Source organism: Legionella clemsonensis (assembly GCF_002240035.1).
GTDB classification, from domain to species: domain Bacteria; phylum Pseudomonadota; class Gammaproteobacteria; order Legionellales; family Legionellaceae; genus Tatlockia; species Tatlockia clemsonensis.
Genome location: NZ_CP016397.1, coordinates 2,384,135 through 2,409,379, shown reverse-complemented (window position 1 = coordinate 2,409,379; position 25,245 = coordinate 2,384,135). Strand labels below are relative to the sequence as shown.

Genomic DNA, 25,245 nt, shown 5'->3' with positions numbered 1-25,245 from the left:
TAGCGGTAACAAAATAAAGGGGAATTACCATGAAATCATACATACCATGGTTTTATCTGGTGGCAGCTACTGGTACTCAGTTAGCCTATGCTATGGACGGTTTGGAGGCTTATCGTCAGGGTAATTATCCCTTGGCTGCACAAACACTTGTTAGTCAAACAGACAAGGATCCCATTGCCAATTATTATCTTGGACGCATGCGCTTGTACGGTTATGGAGAACTAAAAAACAATAGACTGGCGCTGCAATATTTTGAACGGGCTGCAGAAAAAGGGGTCTTGCCTGCTCAGTTGCTGCTTGCACGTTATAATCTAATGCAAGTTAAAGATCCTGAAAAAGCACTTTATTGGTTTAAAAAAGCAGCGGCAGCAAATGATCTTAATGCTCAACTTTATTGCGCGGCAGCATATCTACACGGTTTTGGTACTAAAGAAAGTTCAGATATGGGCAGGCGCTATTACATTGAGGCCGCCAAACGGGGTAATGCCATTGCCCAAACTACTTTGGGTGAACATTTTCTGGAAAGTCGCAGTGCAACCAATAAGAAACTAGGTCTCATTTGGTTAAACAAGGCAATAGAGCAGGGTAACCCTCGAGCACAATTAAAATTAGCTGAATTGTATGCAGCAGGAGGGATAGTGGCTCGCGATGAAAATAAAGCCTATGAGTTGCTTAATCAATCGGCGGCACAAGGTTATACCCCCGCGATGCTGAAATTGGGAGCAATGGCTGCCAAACAAAATGATCTGGAAAAAGCAAAAGAATGGTATACCAAAGCGGCAACAGTGAATGACACACAAGCGGAGATGGCACTGGCAAGTCTTTACCTGGATAATAAAAATAGTCTCTATAATCCAAAAACGGGCTTCATGTGGATGTTGCAGGCGGCACAAAGTGGTTCTGCACAGGCTCAGGAAGCATTAGCGCACATGTATCGAGAGGGACTCGGTGTTACTGCAGATGAGCAACTTGCTAATCAATGGCAACAAAAAGCAAAAGAAACTGCTGCTCAAGAAGCAAAAGTGAATCCGGGTATTGAAGCCTCCAAATGGCTAAGTAATGGTCAGTCAACTGATTTTGATATCCAAGGTTTTCGCCTGGGTGGTATTTTTAATGATTGGCAAAATCCACAGGCCTTAAAAGAAAATAATTACAATGCAGCACCGCAAATGGAGGCGGTAACGCGTGCCGAATTGTATAAACCCGAATTTAAAATGATGGAACCGAAAGAAATTGCTATAAGTGACTATTTCGATGTGATCGCTCCGGCATTAAATAATGATGAATTCGATGAATTTTCTTTTCCGCGCTACCCTCTGGATCCTCAAATTGAAGCATTGCTAAAAAATGAGTCCCTTGCTCTGGCTCATTCCCCACGCATTTCAATGGCGGAAGAAGGATTACCTTATTCTGTTTCAGAGGAGCCTGCGCCATTTGATTATTTTGAGCAAATGACAAAAGGCTGGCAGCACCAGGCAAATCTTCAGGCCGTGTTAAGTGAAATGTATGGTAAAGCTATTTTAGGGGAGTCGGCCGCCCAATTTGAATTAGGTCAACTCTATCATTACGGGGTAATAGTCGCCAAAAATATTCCGCAGGCAATAACCTATTATAAATTGGCTGCCCAACAGCAAGATGTGCGTGCTGAATATAATCTTGGAATTATATACCTTGGTGGACTCACTGATCCGGTTGATTATCAACAGGGGATCAATTGGTTAATGGATGCGGCTTTTAAAGGTAATGTGAATGCACAATACCTGTTGGCCCATATTTATGAAAAAGGGTTTAAAGATGCAGACGGGCATATAGTCGTTCAGCCGAATCCTCAACAAGCGACCTCAATGTACTACCTGGCGTCTTCCAATCACTACGGTCCTGCTCAATATCGTTTAGCCGAATACCTGGTAAAACAAAAGCAAGGCGGCTTAAGTGTTGCTGCTAAAAACAACCGTACCAAGTTAATAAAGCGCCTTTATGAGGGTGCGGTTAAAGAAGGGGTGGCTGAAGCAAATTTACCCTTGGCTTTTTATTATGCGATGGATGAAGATAGTAAAAAACAACGTCGTGCCTTAGAAATTGCCAAAAAAGAGGCAAAGGCAGGTAACCGTTATGCAGCACTTCTTTTGGGTATTATGTTTGAAAGAGGAGTTGCAGTACCTACTAACGATGTCGAATCCTTATACTGGTATCAACAGGCTGGTTCAAATCCAGTTAATGATTTCATTTTAGGCACTTATTACACGTTAGGAAAAGGTGTAACTAGAGATGAGCAAAAAGGAAAAGCATTGTTGCAACAATCAGCGAATGCAGGTTTTTCGTATGCCAATCTAAACCTCGCAGTTTTACAACACGACACCGGTGAAAATTTCCTGCCAGAATTGGATAAAGCGCGTCAGTTAGGAAATAGTACTGCAGGATTGTTACTTGCTGATTATTATTTAGCCCAGGCCGCTGATCCTGAGAAACTGCAACAAGCCAGAGATATTTACCAGTATTTTGCAGACAAAGGCGATAAGGATGCACAATTAAAATTGGCCTTCCTGTATGAAAAGGGATTAGGTGGTAAGCCTGATCTCACACTGGCAACGCAATGGTATACCGCTTCTGCCGAACAGGGGCAACCAGTTTCTCAATATTTACTGGGTCGGATGTATCAACTAGGTAAGATAGGAAAAGAGCCTGATTATGCACAGGCGAAAAAATGGTATGCGGCTTCGCAATCCAATTATCCTCGTTCTTCCGTCGCCTTAGGATTCATTTACGATACAGTTGATGATCAGTATCATCAAGCGCTCCAAAATTATGAATTAGCCGCACAAAAAAATGATAAGGTCGGACAGTACAATTTGGCATTACTCTATGAAGATGGCAAAGGCATGCCTGTTGATTATACCAAAGCCAGGGCTCTTTTTGCCAAGGCTGCAGAATTAGGATATAAAAATGCCATGACGCAGCTTGCCCAATTGTATTTCAACGGTTTGGGAGGTCCTAAAGACGAGCAACAAGCTTTACATTGGTATAAGAAAGCGGCTGCTCTTGGTGAAAGTGATGCCTTGTATCAATTGGGTTTATTGTCTGAAACAGGGGTTGCTACAAAGCTTGATTTTGCCAATGCAGTGAATTATTACCAAGAATCAGCAAATAAAGGGAATGCTAAGGCAAAATTGGCGCTTGCACGCATGTATCAATATGGCCTGGGGGTAATGAAAGAGAGTCAAAAAGCTGTTGAGTTATACACCGAGTTAGCTGCTAATAATAATGCCTATGCACAATATCAATTGGCTTTGCTGTACCTTGATAATGATCAAAATGCTAAAGAAGGCAAGAAATTGTTAGAGCAAGCTAGTGCAAATGGTAATCAGCAAGCCCGCAAAACTCTACAATGGCTGGATGCGCAGCAACAGGAGAGGTTAAGTTTCATTGAACCTGTTGTCATGAATGAAACGCCAGTTTTGGCTGGACAATCCGCGAATATGATGTATTTTGATGCGCTGAGCGAATGGAATCGTGGTGATGAAACCTTGTCACGTATGATATTAAACAGAATAATGAAGCAATTTCCACAATACATCCCTGCCAAACGTGCTTATGAACAATTAAATCAGGAAGTCAATTCTCCTTCCCCCGTTAATCTAAGTGCTTCTAACTAGTGGGGTAGAGTGCTACCTCAAATTTTCCGACTTAATTAGGTCATCCTGAAAGCAGCGCAAGCTGCTTGAAGGATCCTGAATGTGTACTGGGAATTTTCTCCAGTAAGTTCTTTTAATCAAAAGAGGTGATCTTGACCCCGAAATTGTTTAAATTTATTTAGCTCTTTAATTAAAAACCATCAATAATTTGTGACATTAGAAAAGGCTTAAACAAAAAATGACTAAAAAATTATTATTCTCGTTCATTACCCTAAGTTTCTGCTTATTGAGCGGCTGCTGGACCGTTAAATCAGGGCAGAAGTCAGGAATTATCGTTAAGGTTGCTAAAGAAGGCCGTTATTGGGGAACCTATGAAGCAGAATTAATACGTGGCGGACTTGAGGATGCTTCAGGCGCCACTGGTCGAGAATTTCATTTTACGATAGGACAATTTAGATCTGACTTAGTTGAGCGTGCTGAGTTGGCGATGCAAAACAATAATCACGTGATTGTTTATTATCACTGCGAAGAATTTGTCGCTCCCTGGCGTGGTGAAACAAAGTGCTTTGCGGATGATATTAAAGTTTTGGAAACCAAAAATAAGACTAAATCACGAACACCCAGTAATATTCCTTGAGCCATAACCGCAGGCTGGCTGATAAGCCAGAAGTTGTTGAGTGCGCTCGTCCGCAAACGTGTTCCCTAAGACCTATCCAAAGCAAAAAAATGGAATTCGAGAGACCCGAACTGAATTAATCCAGTTCGGGGTTTACGGACTAGAGCGACGGAAAAGCAGAATTAAGCAGCCATTCCCTTAACTCGGGCAGTGAGGCGGCTTTTAATGCGGGCAGCTTTATTTTTGTGAATTAAACCTTTATTAGCTGCTTTATCAATAATAGGTTGTGCTTTAGCATAGGCAGCACGAGCGGCTTCCAAATCGCCAGCTTCAACGGCTTTAATAACGTTTTTAACGTAAGTGCGATACATAGAACGTGCACTGGCATTATGTTGACGCAGTTTTACGTTTTGACGGGCGCGTTTGATCGCTGATTTAATATTTGCCACTTAAAAATCTCCACTCATTCAGATGTCACAAAAAGATGGTGATCATGCACAATGTATTAGAATTTGTCAATATAGACAGGGACTAATAACAACGATAGCTCACTCTCTAAATCCTAAAAATTATAGCCTGAGAAGAAAAAAAATGCATGAGAAATTTTGCTATCCCATCATATTTTCCAATAATAAAATACTTAAAAAGCCAATAAAAAAACAAGCAGTGACAAAAGGACTCTCAATCTCATGCTCATGCGCTTCAGTGAGTAATTCTTCAGTCACCAGGTAAAGCAAGGCGGCCACACCAAACGCTAAAATCCCTTCAGTAATCACATTGGATAACTGAGACAACAAAAAAGCACCAAGAATGCTTCCCACAGGAATCAATAAGGCAAGTAGCACGGTTAAGGTAAGCCTGGCTTTAACGGTGACTTGTCGTTTCCCCAACGATGCGGTGGTGGAAATGCCTAAAAAAAGAATTTCTATAGCAAGGGCGATAGCGACTAATATTCCTCCGCGCGCGCCTGCCAAAAAGGCAATACCAATTAAAATACCATCGATAAACAAGTCAATGCCTACAGCACTAACCAAACCAGGGGAAACACCAGTCTGAGCGGATTCATTTTCAGACAATTTATCGGCGAGTAACTTAAGAACAAGCATACAGATTACACCCAGAGAGAAGCCTATGATTAGGGCCAGCGTCGATTGATCCGCGCCAAGCTTGGGAAGTAATTCTTTCGCTACGGCTGCAAAAACGACGCCTGCAGCAAAATGTTGTGTGGCGCTAGATAGTTTGTCACCAGGCTGGTACAAACTGGCAATTGCCCCACCAACAATCATACTAAGGCCTGCCAGAAAGGAATACAGGGCAATAGAAGCAATAGAGGCTGTCATGGAAAGTCCTTTTCTTAAGCTGCTTCTGCAAATTTATATTAGCTGATTATAAAAAGCCAGCGACTAAGGTATCATAGAAGGCATTGTCTTTATTTATTTAATATCATGTCTGCGATTGAAACAATGATCCCTAAACGACAAAGTCTTTTACGTTCTACAACACTTGTGTCAGCAATGACATTGTTATCACGCTTGGTAGGTTTTGCCCGTGACATGATTATTGCCCAGTTGTTTGGAGCACAGGCTGGAATGGATGCATTCTATGTCGCTTTTCGAATCCCAAATTTTATGCGACGCTTATTTGCTGAGGGTGCTTTTTCACAAGCGTTTGTTCCAGTATTGGCAGAGTATCAGCAGCAGCGAACTTTTCCAGAGGTCCGGGAGTTTATTGCACGTGTTTCCTGGCAGTTAGGTACTATTTTATCGTTTGTTACTGTCATTGGGATTTTAGGGGCACCAATAATTATTTGGCTTTTTGCCCCAGGCTTTGGTGAACATAGTGCGCGCTCGCTTCTTGCTACAGAAATGTTGCGGCTTACTTTTCCATTTTTAATGTTAGTCTCTTTAACCGCAATGGCGGGTGCTGTGCTCAATACTTATGGTTATTTTGGTGTTCCTGCTTTTACGCCAGTATTACTAAATATCAGCATGATTCTTGCTGCTTTATACTTGTGTCCCCGTCTGGAGGAACCTGTTGTTGGATTAGCATGGGGGGTATTGATAGCAGGAATTGCTCAATTTTTATTTCAACTTCCTTTTTTATATCAACGGAAATTATTGGTACCGCCCAAAGTAGGTTGGCGAGATCCAGGTGTCAGGCGGGTTGTAAAATTAATGGTGCCGGCATTATTCGGTGTTTCCATTGCTCAACTCAATTTAATGGTGGATTCCATCTTTGCCTCTTTCTTAAAAGTAGGCAGTGTAACCTGGTTATATTATACCGACCGCTTAACCGATTTTCCCTTGGGTGTATTTGGGGTGGCTATCGCAACGGTTATTCTGCCGCATCTATCCAGACGCCATGCGGAACAAAGCAGTGAAAAATATTCACGTGCCCTTGATTGGGGTTTACGATTAATATTGCTGATTGGCATTCCCGCTGGATTGGGTTTGGCAATGTTTTCTATGCCATTGATTGCCGCCTGTTTTGCTTATGGCGCATTTACACCCAATGATTTAATTCAAACGCAAAAGAGTCTAATTGCTCTTAGTGCTGGTGTGCCTGCTTTTATGATGGTTAAAGTACTGGCCTCGGGGTTTTATGCATGCCAAGACATTAAAACACCGGTAAAAATAGGTGCCTTGGCCATGATAGTCAATAGTTTGCTATGCTTGGTATTTATTTGGTCTTTAGCGCACGCGGGACTTGCCCTGGCTTCTGCTTTGGCTGGCTACGTTAATTGTGGTGTATTGCTTGTTTTATTGATTCGACGGAAAGTTTATCAACCTTCCACTGGCTGGTTAATCTTCCTATTGCAATTACTGGTGGCAAATTTAGTCATTGCAGCGTATTTATTTATAATGGTGGGTAGTATAAATGACTGGCTAGCCAAGCCTGCTTTTCTGCGTCTATCGTGGCTTTTGGGGCATGTGGCAGTTGTTGTAATTATTTATTTAGGATCCCTGCGGTTAATGGGGATACGTCCGGCGCAGTTCCGTGGTCAAATGAAGGAGTAGTTATGCACGCAAACCTGTTTTATGACACCTGCTCTGACAAAGCAATCTCCCTGTATTTAATTAGTCAGAAACAATTGGAAACGGAATCGGAGATATTGACCACCTCCGACTATAATTTCTTTTCTTTACAACAATTTAAAGCGAAGGCCGGCGAAATTTGTCTGATTACGAATAGTGAGGGCACGTTAATAAAGGCTTATCTTGGCACAGGAAATAATGAAGAAGCGTTGGCCCTTGCGTGTGCCGCCACGAAATTACCCCCATCCTCTTACCAACTGAAAAAAGAGGTTTCTTCACAAGCGCTTGTGGCCTGGGCCTTGGCTCAATACCGCTTTACCACTTATAAACAACAAGAAATCATTCCGAAAATTTTGATAGTCAATGAAGATAATTTATTGGCAATTTTGGCTGAGGTTGAGGCAATATTTCTTGTACGTAATCTTATTAACATGCCCACTAACGACTTGGGGCCTGAAGAACTGGCTGCTGTGGTTGCTGATTTGGCTGAAAAAAATAATGCAGCATTTCAACAATGGGTAGGTGATGAACTGTTGAATGCCAATTTTCCGGCTATCCATGCGGTGGGTCGTGCATCAGCAAATTCCCCTAGACTTATTTCTTTGTCCTGGGGCAATAAGAGTCATCCAAAGGTTGCATTGGTTGGAAAAGGGGTCTGCTTTGACAGTGGTGGATTGGATATCAAGCCGTCAACAGCCATGCGTTTGATGAAGAAAGACATGGGAGGGGCTGCTCATGTCATTGGTTTAGCCCAGTGGATCATGCAACAACAATTACCCATTTATTTGCAAGTGTTTATCCCTGCGGTTGAAAATGCCATTGGCCCGGACGCGTTTAGACCAGGTGATATTTTAACAATGCGTAATGGCTTGACCGTGGAAGTGGATAATACGGATGCAGAAGGGCGGTTAATTCTAGCTGATGCCATTGTAAAAGCTTGTGAAGAGCCTCCAGAATTATTAATTGATTTTTCAACCTTAACAGGGGCTGCTCGAGTCGCTGTGGGCACTGAAATTGCGGCTTTATTCAGTAATGATGATCAGTTGGCGCAATCGTTGGCAGAAGCATCCATCAGTGCCAATGATCCAGTCTGGCGTTTGCCACTATTCGCAGGTTATAACAGTATGCTGGATTCCACCTTGGCTGATATGGCCAATGCAAGTGCATCACCTTATGCAGGTGCCATTACAGCCGCTTTATTCCTGCAACGCTTTATACCAGCGTCTGTCTCCTGGGCTCATTTTGATGTAATGGCTTGGAATATATCGTCCAAACCCGGGAGGCCGGAAGGTGGAGAAGCAATGGGATTGCGGACGGTTGCTTCTTATTTGGCTAAGAAATATAGAACCTGTAAATTTTCTGGTGAGCAACATTAATTATTTACCTGGGTTTAGGATAAGTATTAGCAGGAGGAATCTCTTCAAATCCACCATGGGGTTTTTTGGTATTCTGATCAACTGGTACTCTAATTACATCAATACCACCCTCACCACCAGAAATTTTATTTAAATGTTTTTTTGAAAGTTTGTTTTTACTTTTAAGCGATTTTTTCATGATTTGATTTCCAATAAAAAGGTATACCTTTTAAGAATAGTTCATAAATAATAAGTAACAGCGAGCAAACTTAACATAAAAGCCCAATGCATCGCTTGCGTTGGGTCGAAAACGACCCAACCTACTTGCTTGCTTAGTGTAGGAGAGGGGTATTTCGGGAGTAAATAAATTTAGTTGAAAGGACTTACTTGGTTTCTATTAAAATCGTAGGTTGGGTCGTTTTCGACCCAACGATTAAACCATTGTCAAACAAATTAAAAAACTATATAAAGACTAACTCAAAGGAAAATGTAAAGCAGTAGTTTAATATTATGGAATATCGAAGAATAATAGTATCGGGAGCGATTTATTTTTTCACATTAAATTTAAGAAATAGAAAAAGTAATTATTAATCAAAGAAATTAATAAATTACGAATTGCTTTTCAAAAAACAAAGAGAAAATATCCTTTTAAGATAGAAGGAATCGTTATTTTACCTGATCACATTCACATGATGATCAGATTAGCACCAAATGATGGAAACTTTTCGCTTCGAATTAGATTAATAAAAAGTATTTTTACGAATCAATTTCAAATTAATGAATTTATTAGTCCCTCAAGACAAAAAAAGCGAGAGAGAGGAATCTGGCAGCGTCGCTTCTGGGAACATCTTATTCGTGACGAAAAAGATTATGCACCCCATTTAAATTACATTCATTTTAATCCTGTGAAGCATGGCTATGTAAGACATCCTGCAGATTGGCCTTATTCTAGTATTCATCGAGATATTCAGTTAGGACTTTTACCAAAAAATTGGACTTGTGAATATGATTTTAAAAATAATCAATTTGGTGAGTGAAGATTGACTTTGTTGGGTCGAAAACGACCCAACCTACGATTTTTAATAGAAAACAAATAGTAAGTAGGTTAGGTCGTTTCGACCCAACAGCATTAATCCTCTAAAGAATAGCGTTTCGTATCGGACGAGAATCTGTTTCTGCTTCAGTTACCACTTGTTGCATTACTAAAGACAAGGGCGTGTCTTTCACCTGATAAAGAGGAAGAATGGCTTTCCTGTCTGCCTGTGCCCCTTTTAAAATGCAAGCCCAAAAAAATCCTGTAAATGAATAAAAAGAAATATCTATTCGCCAGTCTTGCAAGCCAGTTATATACAAGGCAGCACTTAGCGAAAGTATTACATTTGAAAACAGCATGTAGTGACTTACTGCTTTATCCATTCTGGAGATGGATTCTCGTTTTTTAAACTGCCTAAGAAAATGATGATAATCTTGTCTGCTAGCGGCATTATTTTCATGAGAAATTAAATCAATAGTTTTGATTAATGCCTCAAGATAGAGTTCGCTTTGGTGGTTATTTGGTGTAACTTCTTTTTTAACCTCGGAAACCATAGTTTTAACATGATTTGCCAATGTTTTGTTTTTGTGGGACTGGGCCCAAAATCCTAACTTGAAACTCGCTAGCTCAAGTTTAAAATCAATTTTTTGGAAAGGAGAAGAGGTATTTTGTAACAGTTGCATCTTAAAGTTTTTGCTGCGATAGAAAGATCTAGAGGTGAGAGGAATGGACCAGGAATAGCAATTGGAAGAGGATAAACACGCATTAGCGTTAATCGCGGCACAGGAATATTAATCTCTGCCAGTTGAAAAGCATAAACAGCGGCATTACTGCAGTTATGAGTAAGAAACCGATAATTTTCCGGTTTGGCATAAGGTGAATCCCAAAAACGTTCACAAAACCATTTAAAGGGTACTTTACTGGAAAAAACAACGTAGTAATCATTAATGTAGTTATCCTGAGAAAAAACAGGTGTCATACTGCCGCTTTTATTATTGTGCCAAATTTTAAATACTCGCCAATTAAGAAAAGATTCATCGTGCGGATCGGCATAGACAAAAATCTGAGCGCATTCCCCATGGGGAAGAATATTTAACTTAATACGCATTAAAACTCCATTACTTCTTTTAAAACAAGGAAAACTACTACTCCATATTGTGAATATGCAGTTGGCATTGATAGGCACGGTATTCTTTGTAATGTTTCCGGCTTAATTCTTTGGCAGCCTCCTCATTAACCACAATTTCCATCACGCGTTTAAAACGTTTATAAAACTCAGGAATGGTGGCATTTAAATTCAACAAGATGTCAGAATAGCCTCGTGGCTCGGCTTGATAGCCAATTTGAATGGGCGGGGGAGGTTCAGGTCCTTCTCCCTGTAAGTTATGAGGAATAAAGCTGTTATCTTTAAATGTCCAAAGTAACTCATCCAACTCATGGGCGTCTTTCTGTGAATCGCAATGGACAAAAACCCGATGACCGCGCAAATAAGCCTTTTCAAGAAGACGGCACGCTAAAAGCCAGCGGGCGGCGTCATCCTGGCTGTTTAATAAGTAGAAATCAACGCGAATTGCTGGCATGGCGTAACAACTGTACTAGTAAAGGCACTGGACGACCTGTGGCATTGCGTTTCTTACCGGAAACCCATGCTGTTCCAGCAATGTCTAAATGTGCCCAACGGTATTTTTTTGTAAAGCGTGCTAAAAAGCACGCAGCAGTAATCGCCCCTGCAGCGCGGTCAAACGATGCATTAATCATATCAGCCATAGGACTTTCCAAAGCTTCCTGATAAGCGTCATCTAAGGGAAAACGCCAGGTTTTGTCTCCACTTTCTTTTGCTGCCTCCAAGATTTGTGTAGCCAATGTTTCATCTTCTGTCATGAAACCGGTAGTTACATAACCCAACGCCACAACCATGGCACCTGTCAATGTGGCTATGTCAATCACAAAACTCGGATTAAAGCGTTCAGCATAAGTTAACGCGTCTGCCAAAACGAGTCTTCCCTCGGCATCGGTGTTTAAAATTTCAATTGTTTGCCCGGACATCGATGTCACAATATCACCCGGTTTAACCGCTGAACCACTGGGCATATTCTCAGCGCTGGCAACCAAACCAATGACATTGATAGGTAATTTCAGTAAAGCACAAGCTTTTAAGGCACCAAAAACACTGGCAGCACCTGACATATCATATTTCATTTCATCCATTGCATTGGCAGGCTTTATTGAAAGACCACCAGAATCAAACGTAATGCCTTTACCGACTAAAACAACGGGGGCAGCATCACCGCCACCACAATAGTTGATTTCGATAAGCCGCGGTGGTTGTATACTTCCTTGAGCTACAGCCAATAAAGCTCCCATACCTAATTGTTTCATTTCTTCAGGGCCGAGAATGGAAGTTGTTAAATGCTCATGTTGTTTGGCTAATTCTGTGGCTTGTTCTCCTAAGTAAGCAGGAGTACAGACATTAGCGGGCATATCTGCTAAAGTACGAGCACATCTAACGCCCTCAGCAATCGCTTTTGCCGTTTTAATCGCTTTAGAAGTAGCACCTGGTAAATGAAAATGAACAGATTCCAGGCGATGTACCTTGTTGTTGCTCGTTTTAAAAGCCAGTGATTGATAGAGTAGAGCATCCATTTGTAAAAGCATTTGCTCAATTTGTCCATCAGGTTGATGAGTGGCTAGTGGTGGTAGGGATATCGTCACTGTAGCAACACGCTGTTTAATGAGTACAGGAACTATTTCGGTTAAATATTTTTTTAAATCCTTGGCATTAAACTCGGATTTTTTGCCACAATTGATCACTAGCAAGCTATGGTGATCAACATCAGTTTGCCAAACCCAGTCGCCTTTCTCTGGCGATTTAGCGAATAAACGGCTCATGAGACCCTGATGCTGTTTATTCAATGTTTCCATAAGGGTAGGAAAATTTTCATCAGAAAAAAGACCTAAAACCAGACATTCACTGGCGTCTAGAGTAGGAGTTTCAATAAGATTGTAGTTCATTTTTACTTCCTATCTTGAGTAAAAACTGTTAGTTTACCGAGGGACATCCTGCTATTCTACCTACAAATTTAAAGTAAGAGTAGGATTTATAGCCAGTACCTACGCATGAAAAATGCTTGACTTCTACGCTCCGCGGTTTATATGCCGGATCCGGTGGTGTTGCAAGCATTCCAGCTCCCGCGAAACAAAGTCGCGGGAATATAGAGATAGAGTAGTTGGTATCAATAACTCAATTTAGCTTTGCCTAGGCTCTGGATTAGCCGTTAACCAGTAGAGAAACGAGTGTTAATTTTTCGTTATTTAGCCAAAGAAGTTTTTGTTACGCTAACAGCTTTGACAGCAATACTATTACTCATCTTCATGAGTAATCAGTTCGTACAATATTTAAATCGTGCGGCTGCGGGAAACATTCCCGGCATGATTATCATGAAGCTAATGATGCTTGAGTTGCCTAATCTCATGGGCGTATTACTTCCACTTGGTTTTTATATCGCGCTATTAATTGCCTATGGTCGCTTATATGCTGAGAGTGAGATGACAGTACTGCAGGCATGTGGTTATGGGCCTTCACAGTTGCTTAAACACACTTTTATTATGTCAATCATCGTAGCGATTATTGTTACTGTGATTATGATCTGGGTGAGTCCTGTGATTGCAACTGAACGTGCTAAGCTCATGAAAACGACAGGGATACAAACGCTTATTCAGACTATTATACCGGGGCGATTTCGACAAGTTTCTAATGGAAAACAAGTATTTTATGTCGAAAATATGAGTCGCAATCATACAAAAGCACAGCACGTCTTTCTGGCGCGTCAGGTTATAAAGGATAAACAGCCGCAATGGGATATTTTATGGGCTGAGCGAGCTTTTGCGGAAACGGATTCAAAAACTTACGAAGATTATATTGTCTTGCAGCAAGGCAGTGAATATGAAGGTTTACCTGGAAACGCCAACTATCAGGTAGCTCAATTTGACCAGTATAAAGTACGTTTACCGCATCCAACAATGGCCATTCAAAATGATGCTCGCACTGCTTCTACTGCCAGTCTGTTGCCTTTCAATAATAAAGATTTGCGCAAAGCAGCCGAATTACAATGGCGTCTATCTATACCTATTATGGTTCTGACGCTAACGATGGTGGCAGTTCCACTTAGTCGAGTGAATCCGCGGTCTGGAAAATATGCTAAATTATTACCCGCAATCGTGCTGTACATTGTCTATGCCAATTTTATGTTTGTTTCGCGTGACTGGATTATTGCTGGCAAAGTACCTCTATGGATTGGTATGTGGTGGCTTCATCTTTTAGTGGCTGCTCTTGGTTTATTTTTAATCTGGCGTAATCGAGTGAAACTGTCATGAAACTTCTCGATCGCTACATTGCTAAAACGGTACTTTCAGCCATTGCTTTAGTCACATTGATGCTGGCTGGCTTGCAAATTTTTATTCTTTTTATCAATCAATTGGATGATCTTGGAAAGGCGGATTTTGGAATTTGGCAAACGGCACTTTATGTATTATTGCAAATGCCTTATCAAGTTTATTTATTCTTTCCTTTGGCGAGTTTATTAGGCTGTTTAATTGGCTTGGGCCTTATGGCCAATAATAGGGAACTGGTGGTAATGCGTGCTGCCGGCATGTCCATCGGACAAATAACGCTTGCGGTTTTAAAAGCGGCATTTATTGTTATTTTATTAGTTACTGTGACTGGAGAGACCATTGTGCCTCGCTTGGCACATTGGGGAAACGATCAAAAGATGCAGGCATTAAGTGGTGGACAAACACTAAGAACTGCTCATGGTGTCTGGGTGCGTAATAATAACGATTTCATAGCAATAGGGACTATTCTGGCTAACAATACCTTGAACAATGTTTTTCAGTTTCGCTTTGATGACCTGCATCGAATGCGCCTTGCACGCAAAATTGACAAAATTGTCTATGTGAATAATCAGTGGCAAGCTTACAATATTAGCGAAACCGTGATTGATGATAATCGAACCCTGGCACGAAAAATTCCACAAATGTCATGGGATGTCGCTGTAAAACCCAGTATTCTGCGAGTAAGCAGTAATGAGCCTGATGAAATGACTCTCCAGGAGTTGCGTCAATTTTTGCGTGCTCAGAAACAAAATCATCAAAGCGCGTTGAATTATCAGCTTGCCTACTGGCAGCGTCTAATGCAGCCATTAACAACAGCCGTCATGATGATGTTGGCCATTCCTTTTATTTTTGGGCCTTTACGCTCTTCCACAATGGGTTCAAAAATCTTAATTGGAGCAACAGCAGGCTTTGGCTTTCATATTGTCAATCGTTTTTTTGGGCCTGTAAGCCAGGTTTTTCAATGGCCAGCAGAAATTGCAGCGATAGGCCCTACTTTTCTTTTTGCTTTGTTGGGACTTTATTTGATGCGTCGAGTTAAATAATGATTATTATTCGTCATCTGCTGGAAATGTTATTAAATCCTTACCTTATCTGCTTACTGTTATTTACTTTATTTTTAATAATATTGTGGTGGCGTGGCAACAATTGGCTGGTGCGATGGGGATTTACCTTAACCCTAGTTTTATTTCTCATTTTTAGCACAGGCTGGCTTCCGCAAATGTTAACGCGTAAGTTAGAAGATCGCTATCCTGCTATCACTCAGGTTAATCCTGCCATTCACTGGGTAGTCGTCCTTAGTGGTGGTCAATCAGAAATCAATGATAAACCCATTAATGCTCAGTTAAATTCGGCGAGTATTAAACGATTAATGGAGGGCATTCGTTTATATCAACAATTACCACAGGCACAATTATTGTTGTCTGGGGAGGTTATGGGTTTGAAACACCAGAGGCTTTTCGCCTGGCAGAACTGGCTTCCTGGTTTTCTATTCCTAAGTCTAAAATTGTTTTGGAAACAACATCCATTAATACGGCAGACCAGGCAAAAGCCATTAAGCAATTTGTTAAGAATGAGCCTTTTTATTTGGTGACCTCAGCAATCCATATGCGTCGATCGATGGCTTTATGTCTTGCACAAGGCTTACATCCTGTTGCAGCACCTACCGATTACACGTTTTTCTGGAATGATGAGCGCATTGGGAAAATTTATTTGCCAAATCCATATAATCTTTTCTATTTGAGCATCGCTATGCATGAGATATTGGGGAGCTGGTGGGCGAGCTTACATCATTATTACAAAGGGTAATAAAGAGGAACTGGAAATTGAGATCACTCAATAACCAGTTCTGAGTCTTAGTAGGAGCGATATAGGTGTGGGGAATTCATTTCTAACGGAGACTCTTTTTTCGCGCTTTGGCTTGTATCCGCTTTAAAAAATCCGTTAGCGGGGTATGTACGTTTACAAACTAAAGTCCATTCTTCCATTTCTGCTTCGGTTACAAGAGGGTTTAAATGACAATCAGTAGTAAATTCTTCTACTACTTTTTGAAACTCTGGAAGTACCTCATAAATCAACTTTATAAACATAGGAGCAGTTAATTTTTGTCGATGATCGGGGTGTCCAAAAATATTTTCAGGTTGGTAAGCCTGATGATCATAGAGTGGATTGCCGTGCTCTAAATAATTTCTAAAACGTCTAAGCTCACCATAACTGTTCAAAATCCGCTGACATTTAGCAGCGGCACTATATTCTCGAATAGTATCTAAATGCTGCAAGAATTGAGCTGCATTGTATTCAATTGCATCATTCAATTCAGGATTAGCTTCCAACCTCTGTGACAGTGACAAGCTTGAGTGGGTTAAATGGTATGCATCCCACTGCTGAATAGTTTGGTAAGGTAAATTGGCAATTATGTACTTATCTTCCACTAAAAATTGCTTAATATTTAATAATGCATCAAATGCTGCCTGTACTCGTTTTTTGGGGTTTAGTAGATGCTGACGTTCAGATGATTTATGCAATCTTGCAGCAAATTCACGAATATGATTTAAGCCTTTAAGTTGTTGCTGTCGCTCCAATTCACGTCTCTCACGGGCTTCTTGTTCTTGCTCTCGTTTCTTAATTCTTTCCTCAGCGGTAGTTGAAGGTTTTTTGATGGCATTAGTCATAATCGCAGCCAATTGCTTATAGCGTTCTTTATTCTCGGCACGCGAAGGTAGATGGCTCAGCAAATGGCCTACCTCTTTTTTATCTGGTATTGCACGAATCCCAGAAAAAATCGCTTGACAGTCTTCTATCACAGATTGAGGTGCTGCTTTTTCACGCAAGGCATTAATAAAAATCATTTCATCGTCTTCACTGACTCGTCGTTCAATTTGAATGACAGTGAGCGTCTGTTCGTGATCTTCATCCGGTTTATTTTCAGCGTCAACTTGTATAATTCGAGACCAAAATTCCTTTACTTGATAGCGGTACGCACCTAATTTCTGTTCGCGAAGCATTAATAAATTAACCAACCTTGTGCAGAATTCACTAAAGTCTTCACCGACAATTTTTTCAAATAAGGGAAGATCATTTAGCAACTTCTTGATTTGGTACATATTATCCCCAGCATCTTGATGAACTATTCCATCGCGGATTGCAATAAAGGCACGCCAATCAATTGTATTATCCAGTTTGCACAAGTACTGAGAAAAGTTCTTTCCCGTAATTAATTCGCCTATTCTTTCTAAAAGACGCAAGGCCGCATGCTGTCCTCTTGTCGTAGTAAGATTAAAACGGCATTCATATTGCCTTTCACGACTTCCTGATAAAGGATTTAAGATAACTTTACTGTTACTAAAAGCACTGTTTCTGGGATTAAATTTTACTGTATAATTTACCAGGTTGAGTAGATTGATTAGATTATCAAGATCAGAGATATAACTGGTAATTGCTTTAATACTAAATAATGAGATAGGTTTGATAATGTTTGGTGTTGGACGTTGAATTTCGGCCGCAACATCCTGAAAAAATTTTGTCAGCAAAGGTAGGTCTCTATCAACGAAATCCCTTATTGCTTCTTCGATAATTTCTTGTTGGTCTTCTAATTCACAAAGAACATGTTCTGCACTTTTGATCGCTGGAAGATAGGGAGTAATATCCGGGGCGGAAAGCAGAAGATCTCCTATAGGAATGATTACAAACTGATCAAGAGGGGGTTCTTTAACTAAACCGCCGAACTGATCAAATGTCATCCAGGTAAATGGAGATGGTCCAAAATGCAAACTATACTTCCGTCTTAACTCATACGACAGATTGTGTATGGTGACACACATTTTTTCCAGTAAAAGGCGGCATTTGGCTATCTGTTCAATCTCCATCACTGAATAGTCGGAGGCTTTTAAATTTCTTGGTGACTGTTGAAGTCTGGTATGAACTTGTTTATATTTGCTAATAAAATTAAGAGACTTAATGATAAAGTCAATGCGATTCAAATCATAGTTGGCATTTAAACTATCAGTGGCAACCTCTTCTCTTTTTGGAAGTTTACTGCTGTCTGCAAAATAATGATTTAACTCCTCGTATTCGCTTAAAAATTCGGATTTATAGAGTGTACGAATTTCTTTTTTTATTTTCTCTAATGTTGTGTTGAATACTAAAGCTGAATTTTTACATTCCTTTGGGTTAGACAAATCAGCACCTGCGAGCTCAAGTGCCATAAATAATTCCATGTTAGCGTTCAGAGCGGCATATCCTAATGCTGACATACCGGCGTGAGTATAGTTAATATTGATGTTAAGTTTATCTTTATAATGGCAGATTAATTTAATTAATCTGAGCATTAATTTATCACCAGCCTTACAATGTTCACAGGCAAGCAATAATGCTTTTTCATACTGCCTTTCTTCAATTTTCTTTATAATTTTGTTTATTTTTTTCAGCTTTGTTTTCTCTAATTTTTCAATTTCAGACAGTAATTCTTTTCTGGCTTGATCGGACATGGCTTTATCTCACGTTGAGCTTAATAAATTCAAAAAAAATCATTCTCGCTCATTGTGGTCATAAATACAACACATTTGTTCGCAAATATGAACAAAGTGATGTTTAATTTTTCAGTTCGATGAGATTAAAGGGTGTGGGTAATATTTTAAGGGTTTGCAACTAAAACAAAATGTGTTTTAGTTGCAAAAGATCATGCGGGATTACAAATAAAATCGTTAGGAAAGACTACTGAAATAGTATCTCCTGAGTAGTTAAAAGTGATATTTCCTGCTTTTAAAAGACATTCACCAATAGGATTTATTCCATTTAGCATAGGGTAGGTTGTAGCGCTCACGGTGTAAGCATTAAAACAGGCAATGTCCAAACGTTGTGGGGCGCTCCCACCTTTGAGTGTGATGGATCTGACAGGTCCTGTATTATCAACAGAAGTCACATTAAAACTCACGTTTTGCGTGAGTTGAATGGGTGGGGTGGCTACAGCGACCTCTACCTTACAGGAAAAGTCATTTTCTGCATACATGGGCGCAGCCGCAGTCACACCGATAGTAAATAAAGATGCTATAACAAATGAGTTAATCATAAAAACCTCTATCCTTTTTGGGGAGGTATAGAGTAGGGTAGATAGGCTATAATTTTCAACATAAAAAATTTATCTTAATGATAGTGACCGGTGGCTTATGATTTACTTTGTTAATTCCCAGTTATGGGTATAATCTTCAGGCAAAAATCGGTAAACTAAGTCACTTTACTCTTTTTTTGTAGTTTCTATGCCAAAACGAACTGACATTCAATCTATTCTGATTCTTGGTGCTGGCCCCATTGTAATTGGTCAAGCTTGTGAATTTGATTATTCAGGTACCCAGGCAGTTCGCGCACTTAAGGAAGAAGGTTATCGTGTTATTCTGGTTAATTCCAATCCGGCAACCATTATGACTGATCCAGAGCTTGCAGATGCGACCTATATCGAACCCATCCAATGGAAAGAAGTAGAACGTATTATTGAGAAGGAGCGTCCCGATGCCTTGTTACCAACCATGGGAGGACAGACAGCGCTTAATTGTGCCCTGGATTTAGTCCGAGAAGGCGTGTTGGCTAAATTTTCAGTTGAGATGATTGGAGCAACGCGCGAAGCCATTGATAAAGCAGAAGACAGGGAAAAATTTCGCCAATTAATGAAAAAGATTGGTTTGGAGATGCCACGCTCAGCCATCGCTCATAGTCTTGAAGAAGCATTCCAGGTGCAAGCGCAACTAGGATTTCCAGCGATTATTCGTCCCTCTTTCACTATGGGGGGCAGTGGTGGTGGTATTGCCTACAATCGTGAAGAGTTTGAAGAAATCTGTACTCGTGGTTTGCAGTTATCGCCCACGCACGAGTTATTGATTGATGAATCGGTACTAGGCTGGAAAGAGTATGAAATGGAAGTAGTACGTGATAAAAAAGATAACTGCATTATTGTATGTACTATCGAAAATTTTGATCCCATGGGCGTCCACACCGGCGACTCCATTACTGTGGCACCAGCCCAAACATTGACTGATAAAGAGTACCAGCGCATGCGGGATGCAGCGATTAAAGTATTAAGAGCAGTGGGTGTAGAGACGGGAGGATCGAATGTCCAGTTTGCTATCAATCCTGAAGATGGACGAATGCTGGTCGTGGAAATGAATCCCCGCGTTTCACGAAGCTCTGCACTGGCTTCTAAAGCAACAGGGTTTCCAATTGCTAAAATTGCAGCCAAATTGGCAATTGGTTATACTCTGGATGAATTAGCTAATGAAATAACAGGTGGTAAAACCCCCGCGTCATTTGAACCGAGTATTGATTATGTCGTCACCAAAATTCCTCGTTTTAATTTTGACAAATTTCCCCAAACCCCAACCACATTGACAACTCAAATGAAATCCGTTGGGGAAGTCATGGCAATTGGAGCCAATTTCCAGGAGTCCTTACAAAAGGCCATTCGTGGCCTGGAAATTGGTCGTTCAGGTTTGGAGCCTCTGTTTCAACAAGAGGGTGATTTAACTCGTTTGCGTGGTCATCTTAGAGAGCCAACACCTGAACGACTATGGTATGTGGCTGATGCATTTCGTCATGACTTGTCGCTAGAAGAGATTCATCTGGAAAGTAAAATCGATCCATGGTTCCTGGCGCAAATTCAGGAACTGGTCTTAATGGAAAATACCCTTATTGGTCAATCTATTCAGCTGATCGACAAAGAAACCATGCGGCAATACAAACGACGTGGCTTTTCTGATGCCTACCTGGCTCGTTTATTGTTAAGCAGCGAAGATCAGGTAAGAGTTCATCGGTTAGAATTAGGGGTGACGCCGGTTTATAAACGAATTGATTCCTGTGCGGGTGAGTTCCCAAGTGATACTGCCTATCTTTATTCCTGTTATGAAACCGCTTGCGAAGCAAAACCTCAAACTGATAAGAGAAAAATTATAATTTTGGGTGGAGGGCCTAATCGTATCGGTCAGGGTATTGAATTTGATTATTGTTGCGTACATGCCGCCATGGCATTGAGAGAGGCCGGTTATCAGACCATCATGGTGAATTGCAATCCTGAAACAGTTTCTACCGATGTCGATACCTCTGATCGTCTCTATTTTGAGCCCGTAACCCTTGAAGATGTTTTATCTATCGTTGCTGTTGAAAAACCTGAGGGTGTTATTGTTCATTACGGCGGACAAACACCCTTAAAATTGGCGCGTGCACTTGAAGAAAATGGCGTTAAAATTATTGGTACATCACCGGATGCCATCGATCAGGCAGAAGACAGAGAACGCTTTCAGCAGTTGGTATCGGAGCTTACTTTGCATCAGCCTGCAAATGGTACCGTTCGCAGTGAAAAGGAAGCGATAGAATTGGCTAAACAGATTGGTTATCCTTTGGTAGTACGCCCTTCCTATGTTCTTGGGGGCAGAGCGATGGAAATTGTTTACCAGGAAGAAGATTTACGTCAATACCTGACCAAAGCAGTTGATGTATCCAATGACTCACCGGTTTTATTGGATAAATTTCTTAATGACGCTATCGAAGTTGATATTGATGCTGTTTGCGACGGAAAGGAGGTCCTAATAGGTGGTATTATGGAGCATATTGAACAAGCTGGAGTGCATTCGGGAGACTCTGCTTGTACGTTACCGCCTTTCAGTTTGAGCGTTGTTGTTCAACAAGACTTAATGGAGCAAATTCGTCAATTGGCTTTGAAATTAGGTGTGGTTGGTTTAATTAATGCTCAATTTGCAATTCAGGCTGATGACATTTATGTGCTCGAGGTAAATCCACGTGCATCCAGAACGGTACCCTTTGTTTCCAAAGCAACAGGACTACCCTTGGCTAAAATTGCTGCACGATGTAAAGTGGGTCAAAGTTTAAAAGAACAGGGATTAAGTTTGCATTATCCAATGCCAGCATTTTATTCAATTAAACTCCCTGTCTTTCCCTTTATTAAATTTGCCGGTGTGGATTCCATTTTAGGCCCTGAAATGAAGTCAACCGGTGAAGTGATGGGTATCGCCAGACGTTTCGGGCAAGCTTATGCAAAAGCACAACTAGGTGCTGGTTGCAATATTGTAAGACGTCGTCGAGCTTTTGTATCCGTTCGTGATGCTGATAAAGCTCGCGTGGGTGAAATAGTAAAACGTCTCATCCAACTTGGCTTTGAAATTATTGCAACCAGAGGAACTGCATTGGTTTTACAAGCAGCGGGTATTGATTGCCGGCGTGTTTTTAAAGTGGCTGAGGGAAGACCACATGTGGTAGATTTTATCAAAAACAATGAAATTGATTTCATTGTAAATACTACTGAAGGAAAGCAGGCAATCGCTGATTCCTTTGCTATAAGACGCAATGCATTGCAGCATAAGATTAGCTATACTACGACATTGTCCGGTGCAGAAGCTGCATGCTTGGCGATGAAATATGAAGATCGAGAAACAGTGACTCGATTACAAGATTTACATTAGAGGTGGATATGCAAAAGCATCCAATGACTATTCAAGGCGCCGAGGCGCTTAAAAATGAACTCCATCGATTAAAGATGGTTGAACGGCCAAGAATCATTGAGGCGATTGCTACGGCTCGCGCTCATGGTGACTTAAAAGAAAATGCGGAATATCATGCGGCTCGCGAACAGCAAAGCTTTAATGAGGGACGTATTAAAGAACTTGAGGCCAAGCTTTCCAATGCCCAAATTATTGACCTCAGTAAGGTCCCTAATAATGGCAAAGTTGTTTTTGGTGCTTTAGTTCATGTTTATCATATTCAATCCGATGCTCAAATTAGCTATCGCATTGTAGGTGAAGACGAAGCAGATATTAAAATTAATAAAATCTCCTACAGCTCCCCAATTGGGCGCGCTTTAATTGGCAAACAGGTTGATGATACTGTCACCGTAAAAACCCCAGGGGGAATGGTGGAGTATGAGATTGTTGGTGTAGATTACGAATAATGGTAACTATAACTGTAGTGGGTTCAAACGACCCACTACTTAACTAATATATGAATCTAAGTTATGGCAAATGATAAAAAGGGTTAGGTAACTTAAATCCTTTTTGCATATAACCACCTTTAATATCGCTGTATTGATCGCCAATAGACGCTACAATGGTATAGCCTTGATTAGTGATGGACTCTCTGGCCTGTGTCTTAAAAGGAATAATTGACGATTTATTATAACCATCGGGCCGCAAATATAAACCTGCCCAATTTTTAAAACCAGCCCTTAACAAATTCATTCTTGTAGCGTTAAGCTCAGACATAGCACGGCCAGTAACAAAAAATACTTTAATACCATGCTTCATTGCATCATTGTAAAGTTTTATCATTGGCTCAATAGCAGGGGAATTGGCTGCCAATATGTCTTGGTGAATGAGGTTTTTATCACCAACGAAATCGCGTTTAATCATATTGTTATAGTTGCTTAGACTGGTTTCATCAATATCAAGAACAATGGCCAGCTTTTTGGGATTTCCCTGTCGCTCATTTATTATTGATTGTTTAATAATATAATCATGGGCCTGATGGATCACTTGCTCTAACTCCTTTTCATACAGACCAGAGTCATGATAGGTTTGAATTTCCTTTTTTAAGAGGCTTAGATTGTCAGGTTCGGAGAATAAAGGAGAGGAAAAAATAGAAATAAAACTTGTTATAAGCAGAATTTTGGCAATTGTTTTAATGGATCCTTTCATCATTAACTCAATAATTTAAAAAGGGTTAAAATTATACCTGGAAAAAAATGTATGTCAATTGAGCAGTTTGTTTATGTATTGCATTTGTGCAATAAAACTGATATTTAGTACAACATTAAAATTTGTTACCAATTTTTCCAGGCATAATCATGTCGCAACCTTTAATCAATATCACTCGAAAGCAAGCCTTCTTTTTTGCAGGCTTTTTAGTTCTTTATGAATTTTTAACCTATATCGCCAATGACATGATTATGCCTGGAATGGTTCAAGTGGTGAATTCATTTCATGGTCCAGAGTCAGCGATTGCTACTTCATTAACCGCCTACATTCTGGGTGGTGCGAGTTTACAATTGTTCTTAGGACCTGTTTCCGATCGTTTTGGTCGTCGTCCAGTGATGTTGTTTGGCGCACTATTTTTCTTTTGCTGCACTGTATTAATTGCTTGTTCAAATTCCATTGAGCAGTTTTTATTGGCACGATTTTTTCAAGGCATGGGACTTTGTTTTATTGCCGTGGTTGGCTATGCAACGCTGCAAGAAATTTTTGCAGAAATGGATGCTGTCAGATTAATAGCGATTATGGCAAATGCAGCAATTTTGGCGCCTTTGATAGGACCGCTTTTGGGGGCAGTCTTTGTGCATTATTATCACTGGCGTTATATTTTTGTCATTATTACTCTATTTGCTCTTATAGCATTATGGGGTTTGTGGCGTTTTATGCCAGAATCGGTAGGACAAATCAAACGCAATGGAGAGGAAATTAAACCCATTCCTTTGTCACCGAAAATAATTTTAAAAAATTATAAAAATTTGTTACTCAATCCTTCTGTCGCTTTAGGTTCTGTCGCTTTAGGACTTGCAGGATTACCTTGTATTGTCTGGATAGCTTTAGCCCCTGTCATTTTAATTAAAGACGCTCATTTATCAGTCATTGAATATGGCTTATGGCAAATGCCTTTGTTTGGAGCAAGTATTGCTGGCAATTTTTTCTTGCAAAAATTAACGCATAAAGGTTCGCTTAAAAGTATTTTATGGTTAGGTTCAATTATAGTAGTAGCAAGTTTGCTGGTGGTTGTGATTTTACCTTCGCTGATTGGCGACCATTTTATTTGGTTAATGCCAGGTTTAATTAGTTATTTCTTTGGTTTGGGAGTGGTTGCGGCTCCTTTAAGTCGTCTAATCCTGTTTTCTACCCCTGTCGGCAAAGGCACAACCTCTGCATTGATGAGTCTGCTGAGTATGTGTATTCAGGCGATTGGCATTGAAATAGCCAATTACATCTATGCCACTCATTCGAATGTACTATTTGCCCTTTATTGTGCAGTCTCAGGGATTATATATTTTCTCTTTTTACTGGGCACTTTTGTCTCTATTAAAGAAATTACTGTATTGCCTGCTGAAGAGAGTATCCATAGCTAATTCTTGAAAAATAGAGTATTATTCGTCATTTGCTTCAAATAGAACCATTTTGGTACTATATTAAAAGAGATAAATAAG

Annotated in this window: 21 protein-coding genes; 11 read left to right on the top strand and 10 right to left on the bottom strand. The window is 40.4% G+C overall.

Annotated elements, in window-relative coordinates:
- Window positions 1–29 precede the first annotated feature (29 nt).
- Window positions 30–3,653 carry a tetratricopeptide repeat protein gene (locus clem_RS10560; protein WP_094091525.1) on the top strand — a complete coding sequence of 1,208 codons (3,624 nt, stop codon included), beginning with the start codon at window positions 30–32 and terminating at the stop codon, window positions 3,651–3,653.
- Between the two features lie 217 nt (window positions 3,654–3,870).
- Window positions 3,871–4,269: a hypothetical protein gene (locus clem_RS10555; RefSeq protein ID WP_094091524.1), complete on the top strand. Its 399-nt coding sequence runs from the start codon at window positions 3,871–3,873 to the stop codon at window positions 4,267–4,269.
- A 161-nt stretch (window positions 4,270–4,430) separates the two neighbouring features.
- Here the strand turns inward: clem_RS10555 and rpsT are convergent, their stop codons facing one another.
- Together rpsT and clem_RS10545 are read right to left on the bottom strand one after the other, a co-directional pair.
- Window positions 4,431–4,697 (bottom strand): 30S ribosomal protein S20, encoded by a 267-nt coding sequence (rpsT, locus tag clem_RS10550; RefSeq protein WP_094091523.1) that lies wholly within the window; start codon window positions 4,695–4,697, stop codon window positions 4,431–4,433.
- 159 nt (window positions 4,698–4,856) lie between these two features.
- Entirely contained in the window at window positions 4,857–5,588 is a 732-nt protein-coding gene (locus clem_RS10545; RefSeq protein WP_094091522.1) for a ZIP family metal transporter, read from the bottom strand.
- Between the two features lie 105 nt (window positions 5,589–5,693).
- On the opposite strand from clem_RS10545, the gene murJ reads away from it, so the two are divergent.
- Both murJ and clem_RS10535 read left to right on the top strand, forming a co-directional pair.
- Entirely contained in the window at window positions 5,694–7,265 is a 1,572-nt protein-coding gene (murJ, locus tag clem_RS10540; RefSeq protein ID WP_232505456.1) for a murein biosynthesis integral membrane protein MurJ, read from the top strand.
- A gap of 2 nt (window positions 7,266–7,267) precedes the next feature.
- The gene (locus tag clem_RS10535) at window positions 7,268–8,659 is read left to right on the top strand and encodes a leucyl aminopeptidase family protein (RefSeq protein ID WP_094091521.1); all 1,392 of its coding nucleotides are present in this window, start codon (window positions 7,268–7,270) and stop codon (window positions 8,657–8,659) included.
- A gap of 4 nt (window positions 8,660–8,663) precedes the next feature.
- Here the strand turns inward: clem_RS10535 and clem_RS14875 are convergent, their stop codons facing one another.
- Window positions 8,664–8,837 (bottom strand): hypothetical protein, encoded by a 174-nt coding sequence (locus clem_RS14875; protein ID WP_157698232.1) that lies wholly within the window; start codon window positions 8,835–8,837, stop codon window positions 8,664–8,666.
- Window positions 8,838–9,228: 391 nt separating this feature from the next.
- Between clem_RS14875 and clem_RS10530 the strand changes: the two genes are divergently transcribed.
- Window positions 9,229–9,675, top strand: a complete 447-nt coding sequence (locus clem_RS10530; protein ID WP_332460239.1) for an REP-associated tyrosine transposase — start codon at window positions 9,229–9,231, stop codon at window positions 9,673–9,675.
- 100 nt (window positions 9,676–9,775) lie between these two features.
- Here clem_RS10530 and clem_RS10525 read toward each other — a convergent pair whose 3' ends face one another.
- Genes clem_RS10525 through clem_RS10510 form a run of 4 tightly spaced genes read right to left on the bottom strand, consistent with a single transcriptional unit; the run spans window position 9,776 to window position 12,683 of the window.
- Window positions 9,776–10,354 (bottom strand): hypothetical protein, encoded by a 579-nt coding sequence (locus tag clem_RS10525; protein WP_094091520.1) that lies wholly within the window; start codon window positions 10,352–10,354, stop codon window positions 9,776–9,778.
- A complete protein-coding gene (locus clem_RS10520; protein WP_094091519.1) occupies window positions 10,294–10,779 on the bottom strand; it encodes a hypothetical protein in 486 nt (161 codons plus the stop codon). The genes clem_RS10525 and clem_RS10520 overlap by 61 nt, the downstream gene beginning before the upstream one ends.
- A 37-nt stretch (window positions 10,780–10,816) precedes the next feature.
- On the bottom strand, window positions 10,817–11,251 hold the full coding sequence (locus clem_RS10515) for a DNA polymerase III subunit chi (protein ID WP_094091518.1): 435 nt from the start codon (window positions 11,249–11,251) through the stop codon (window positions 10,817–10,819).
- Window positions 11,232–12,683: a leucyl aminopeptidase gene (locus tag clem_RS10510; RefSeq protein WP_094091517.1), complete on the bottom strand. Its 1,452-nt coding sequence runs from the start codon at window positions 12,681–12,683 to the stop codon at window positions 11,232–11,234. Before clem_RS10510 ends, clem_RS10515 begins: the two co-directional genes overlap by 20 nt.
- A gap of 282 nt (window positions 12,684–12,965) precedes the next feature.
- On the opposite strand from clem_RS10510, the gene lptF reads away from it, so the two are divergent.
- The 3 genes from lptF to clem_RS15135 all read left to right on the top strand — a co-directional run bounded on the left by lptF (window position 12,966) and on the right by clem_RS15135 (window position 15,869).
- Entirely contained in the window at window positions 12,966–14,045 is a 1,080-nt protein-coding gene (gene lptF / locus clem_RS10505) for an LPS export ABC transporter permease LptF (protein WP_094091516.1), read from the top strand.
- Window positions 14,042–15,106: an LPS export ABC transporter permease LptG gene (gene lptG, locus clem_RS10500; RefSeq protein ID WP_094091515.1), complete on the top strand. Its 1,065-nt coding sequence runs from the start codon at window positions 14,042–14,044 to the stop codon at window positions 15,104–15,106. Before lptF ends, lptG begins: the two co-directional genes overlap by 4 nt.
- 322 nt (window positions 15,107–15,428) lie before the next feature.
- Complete coding sequence (locus clem_RS15135) at window positions 15,429–15,869, top strand: YdcF family protein (protein WP_332460238.1); 441 nt, start codon at window positions 15,429–15,431, stop codon at window positions 15,867–15,869.
- Window positions 15,870–15,916: 47 nt separating this feature from the next.
- On the opposite strand, the gene clem_RS10490 is transcribed toward clem_RS15135, so the two are convergent.
- Window positions 15,917–18,547 carry a ribonuclease HepT family protein gene (locus clem_RS10490; RefSeq protein WP_094091514.1) on the bottom strand — a complete coding sequence of 877 codons (2,631 nt, stop codon included), beginning with the start codon at window positions 18,545–18,547 and terminating at the stop codon, window positions 15,917–15,919.
- 191 nt (window positions 18,548–18,738) lie between these two features.
- Window positions 18,739–19,128, bottom strand: coding sequence for a hypothetical protein (locus tag clem_RS10485; RefSeq protein WP_094091513.1), 390 nt, complete (start codon window positions 19,126–19,128; stop codon window positions 18,739–18,741).
- Between the two features lie 187 nt (window positions 19,129–19,315).
- Between clem_RS10485 and carB the strand changes: the two genes are divergently transcribed.
- Window positions 19,316–22,522: a carbamoyl-phosphate synthase large subunit gene (gene carB / locus clem_RS10480; protein ID WP_094091512.1), complete on the top strand. Its 3,207-nt coding sequence runs from the start codon at window positions 19,316–19,318 to the stop codon at window positions 22,520–22,522.
- A gap of 8 nt (window positions 22,523–22,530) precedes the next feature.
- Window positions 22,531–23,007 (top strand): transcription elongation factor GreA, encoded by a 477-nt coding sequence (greA, locus tag clem_RS10475; RefSeq protein ID WP_094091511.1) that lies wholly within the window; start codon window positions 22,531–22,533, stop codon window positions 23,005–23,007.
- Window positions 23,008–23,068: 61 nt separating this feature from the next.
- Here the strand turns inward: greA and clem_RS10470 are convergent, their stop codons facing one another.
- Complete coding sequence (locus clem_RS10470; protein WP_094091510.1) at window positions 23,069–23,749, bottom strand: HAD family acid phosphatase; 681 nt, start codon at window positions 23,747–23,749, stop codon at window positions 23,069–23,071.
- A gap of 149 nt (window positions 23,750–23,898) precedes the next feature.
- Here clem_RS10470 and clem_RS10465 point away from each other — a divergent pair, with 149 nt between their 5' ends.
- Window positions 23,899–25,167, top strand: coding sequence for an MFS transporter (locus clem_RS10465; protein ID WP_094091509.1), 1,269 nt, complete (start codon window positions 23,899–23,901; stop codon window positions 25,165–25,167).
- The last annotated feature ends 78 nt before the right edge of the window (window positions 25,168–25,245 follow it).

Bases quoted from the DNA above. Each gene is read 5' to 3' on its own strand.
- clem_RS10525 (WP_094091520.1), bottom strand. From the start codon at position 10,354: ATGCAACTGTTACAAAATACCTCTTCTCCTTTCCAAAAAATTGATTTT.
- murJ (WP_232505456.1), top strand. From the start codon at position 5,694: ATGTCTGCGATTGAAACAATGATCCCTAAACGACAAAGTCTTTTACGT.
- clem_RS10470 (WP_094091510.1), bottom strand. From the start codon at position 23,749: ATGAAAGGATCCATTAAAACAATTGCCAAAATTCTGCTTATAACAAGT.
- lptG (WP_094091515.1), top strand. From the start codon at position 14,042: ATGAAACTTCTCGATCGCTACATTGCTAAAACGGTACTTTCAGCCATT.
- clem_RS10535 (WP_094091521.1), top strand. From the start codon at position 7,268: ATGCACGCAAACCTGTTTTATGACACCTGCTCTGACAAAGCAATCTCC.
- greA (WP_094091511.1), top strand. From the start codon at position 22,531: ATGCAAAAGCATCCAATGACTATTCAAGGCGCCGAGGCGCTTAAAAAT.
- clem_RS10515 (WP_094091518.1), bottom strand. From the start codon at position 11,251: ATGCCAGCAATTCGCGTTGATTTCTACTTATTAAACAGCCAGGATGAC.
- clem_RS10545 (WP_094091522.1), bottom strand. From the start codon at position 5,588: ATGACAGCCTCTATTGCTTCTATTGCCCTGTATTCCTTTCTGGCAGGC.
- clem_RS10555 (WP_094091524.1), top strand. From the start codon at position 3,871: ATGACTAAAAAATTATTATTCTCGTTCATTACCCTAAGTTTCTGCTTA.
- clem_RS10465 (WP_094091509.1), top strand. From the start codon at position 23,899: ATGTCGCAACCTTTAATCAATATCACTCGAAAGCAAGCCTTCTTTTTT.
- clem_RS10520 (WP_094091519.1), bottom strand. From the start codon at position 10,779: ATGCGTATTAAGTTAAATATTCTTCCCCATGGGGAATGCGCTCAGATT.
- clem_RS10485 (WP_094091513.1), bottom strand. From the start codon at position 19,128: ATGATTAACTCATTTGTTATAGCATCTTTATTTACTATCGGTGTGACT.
- clem_RS10490 (WP_094091514.1), bottom strand. From the start codon at position 18,547: ATGTCCGATCAAGCCAGAAAAGAATTACTGTCTGAAATTGAAAAATTA.
- clem_RS10510 (WP_094091517.1), bottom strand. From the start codon at position 12,683: ATGAACTACAATCTTATTGAAACTCCTACTCTAGACGCCAGTGAATGT.
- clem_RS10560 (WP_094091525.1), top strand. From the start codon at position 30: ATGAAATCATACATACCATGGTTTTATCTGGTGGCAGCTACTGGTACT.
- clem_RS14875 (WP_157698232.1), bottom strand. From the start codon at position 8,837: ATGAAAAAATCGCTTAAAAGTAAAAACAAACTTTCAAAAAAACATTTA.
- carB (WP_094091512.1), top strand. From the start codon at position 19,316: ATGCCAAAACGAACTGACATTCAATCTATTCTGATTCTTGGTGCTGGC.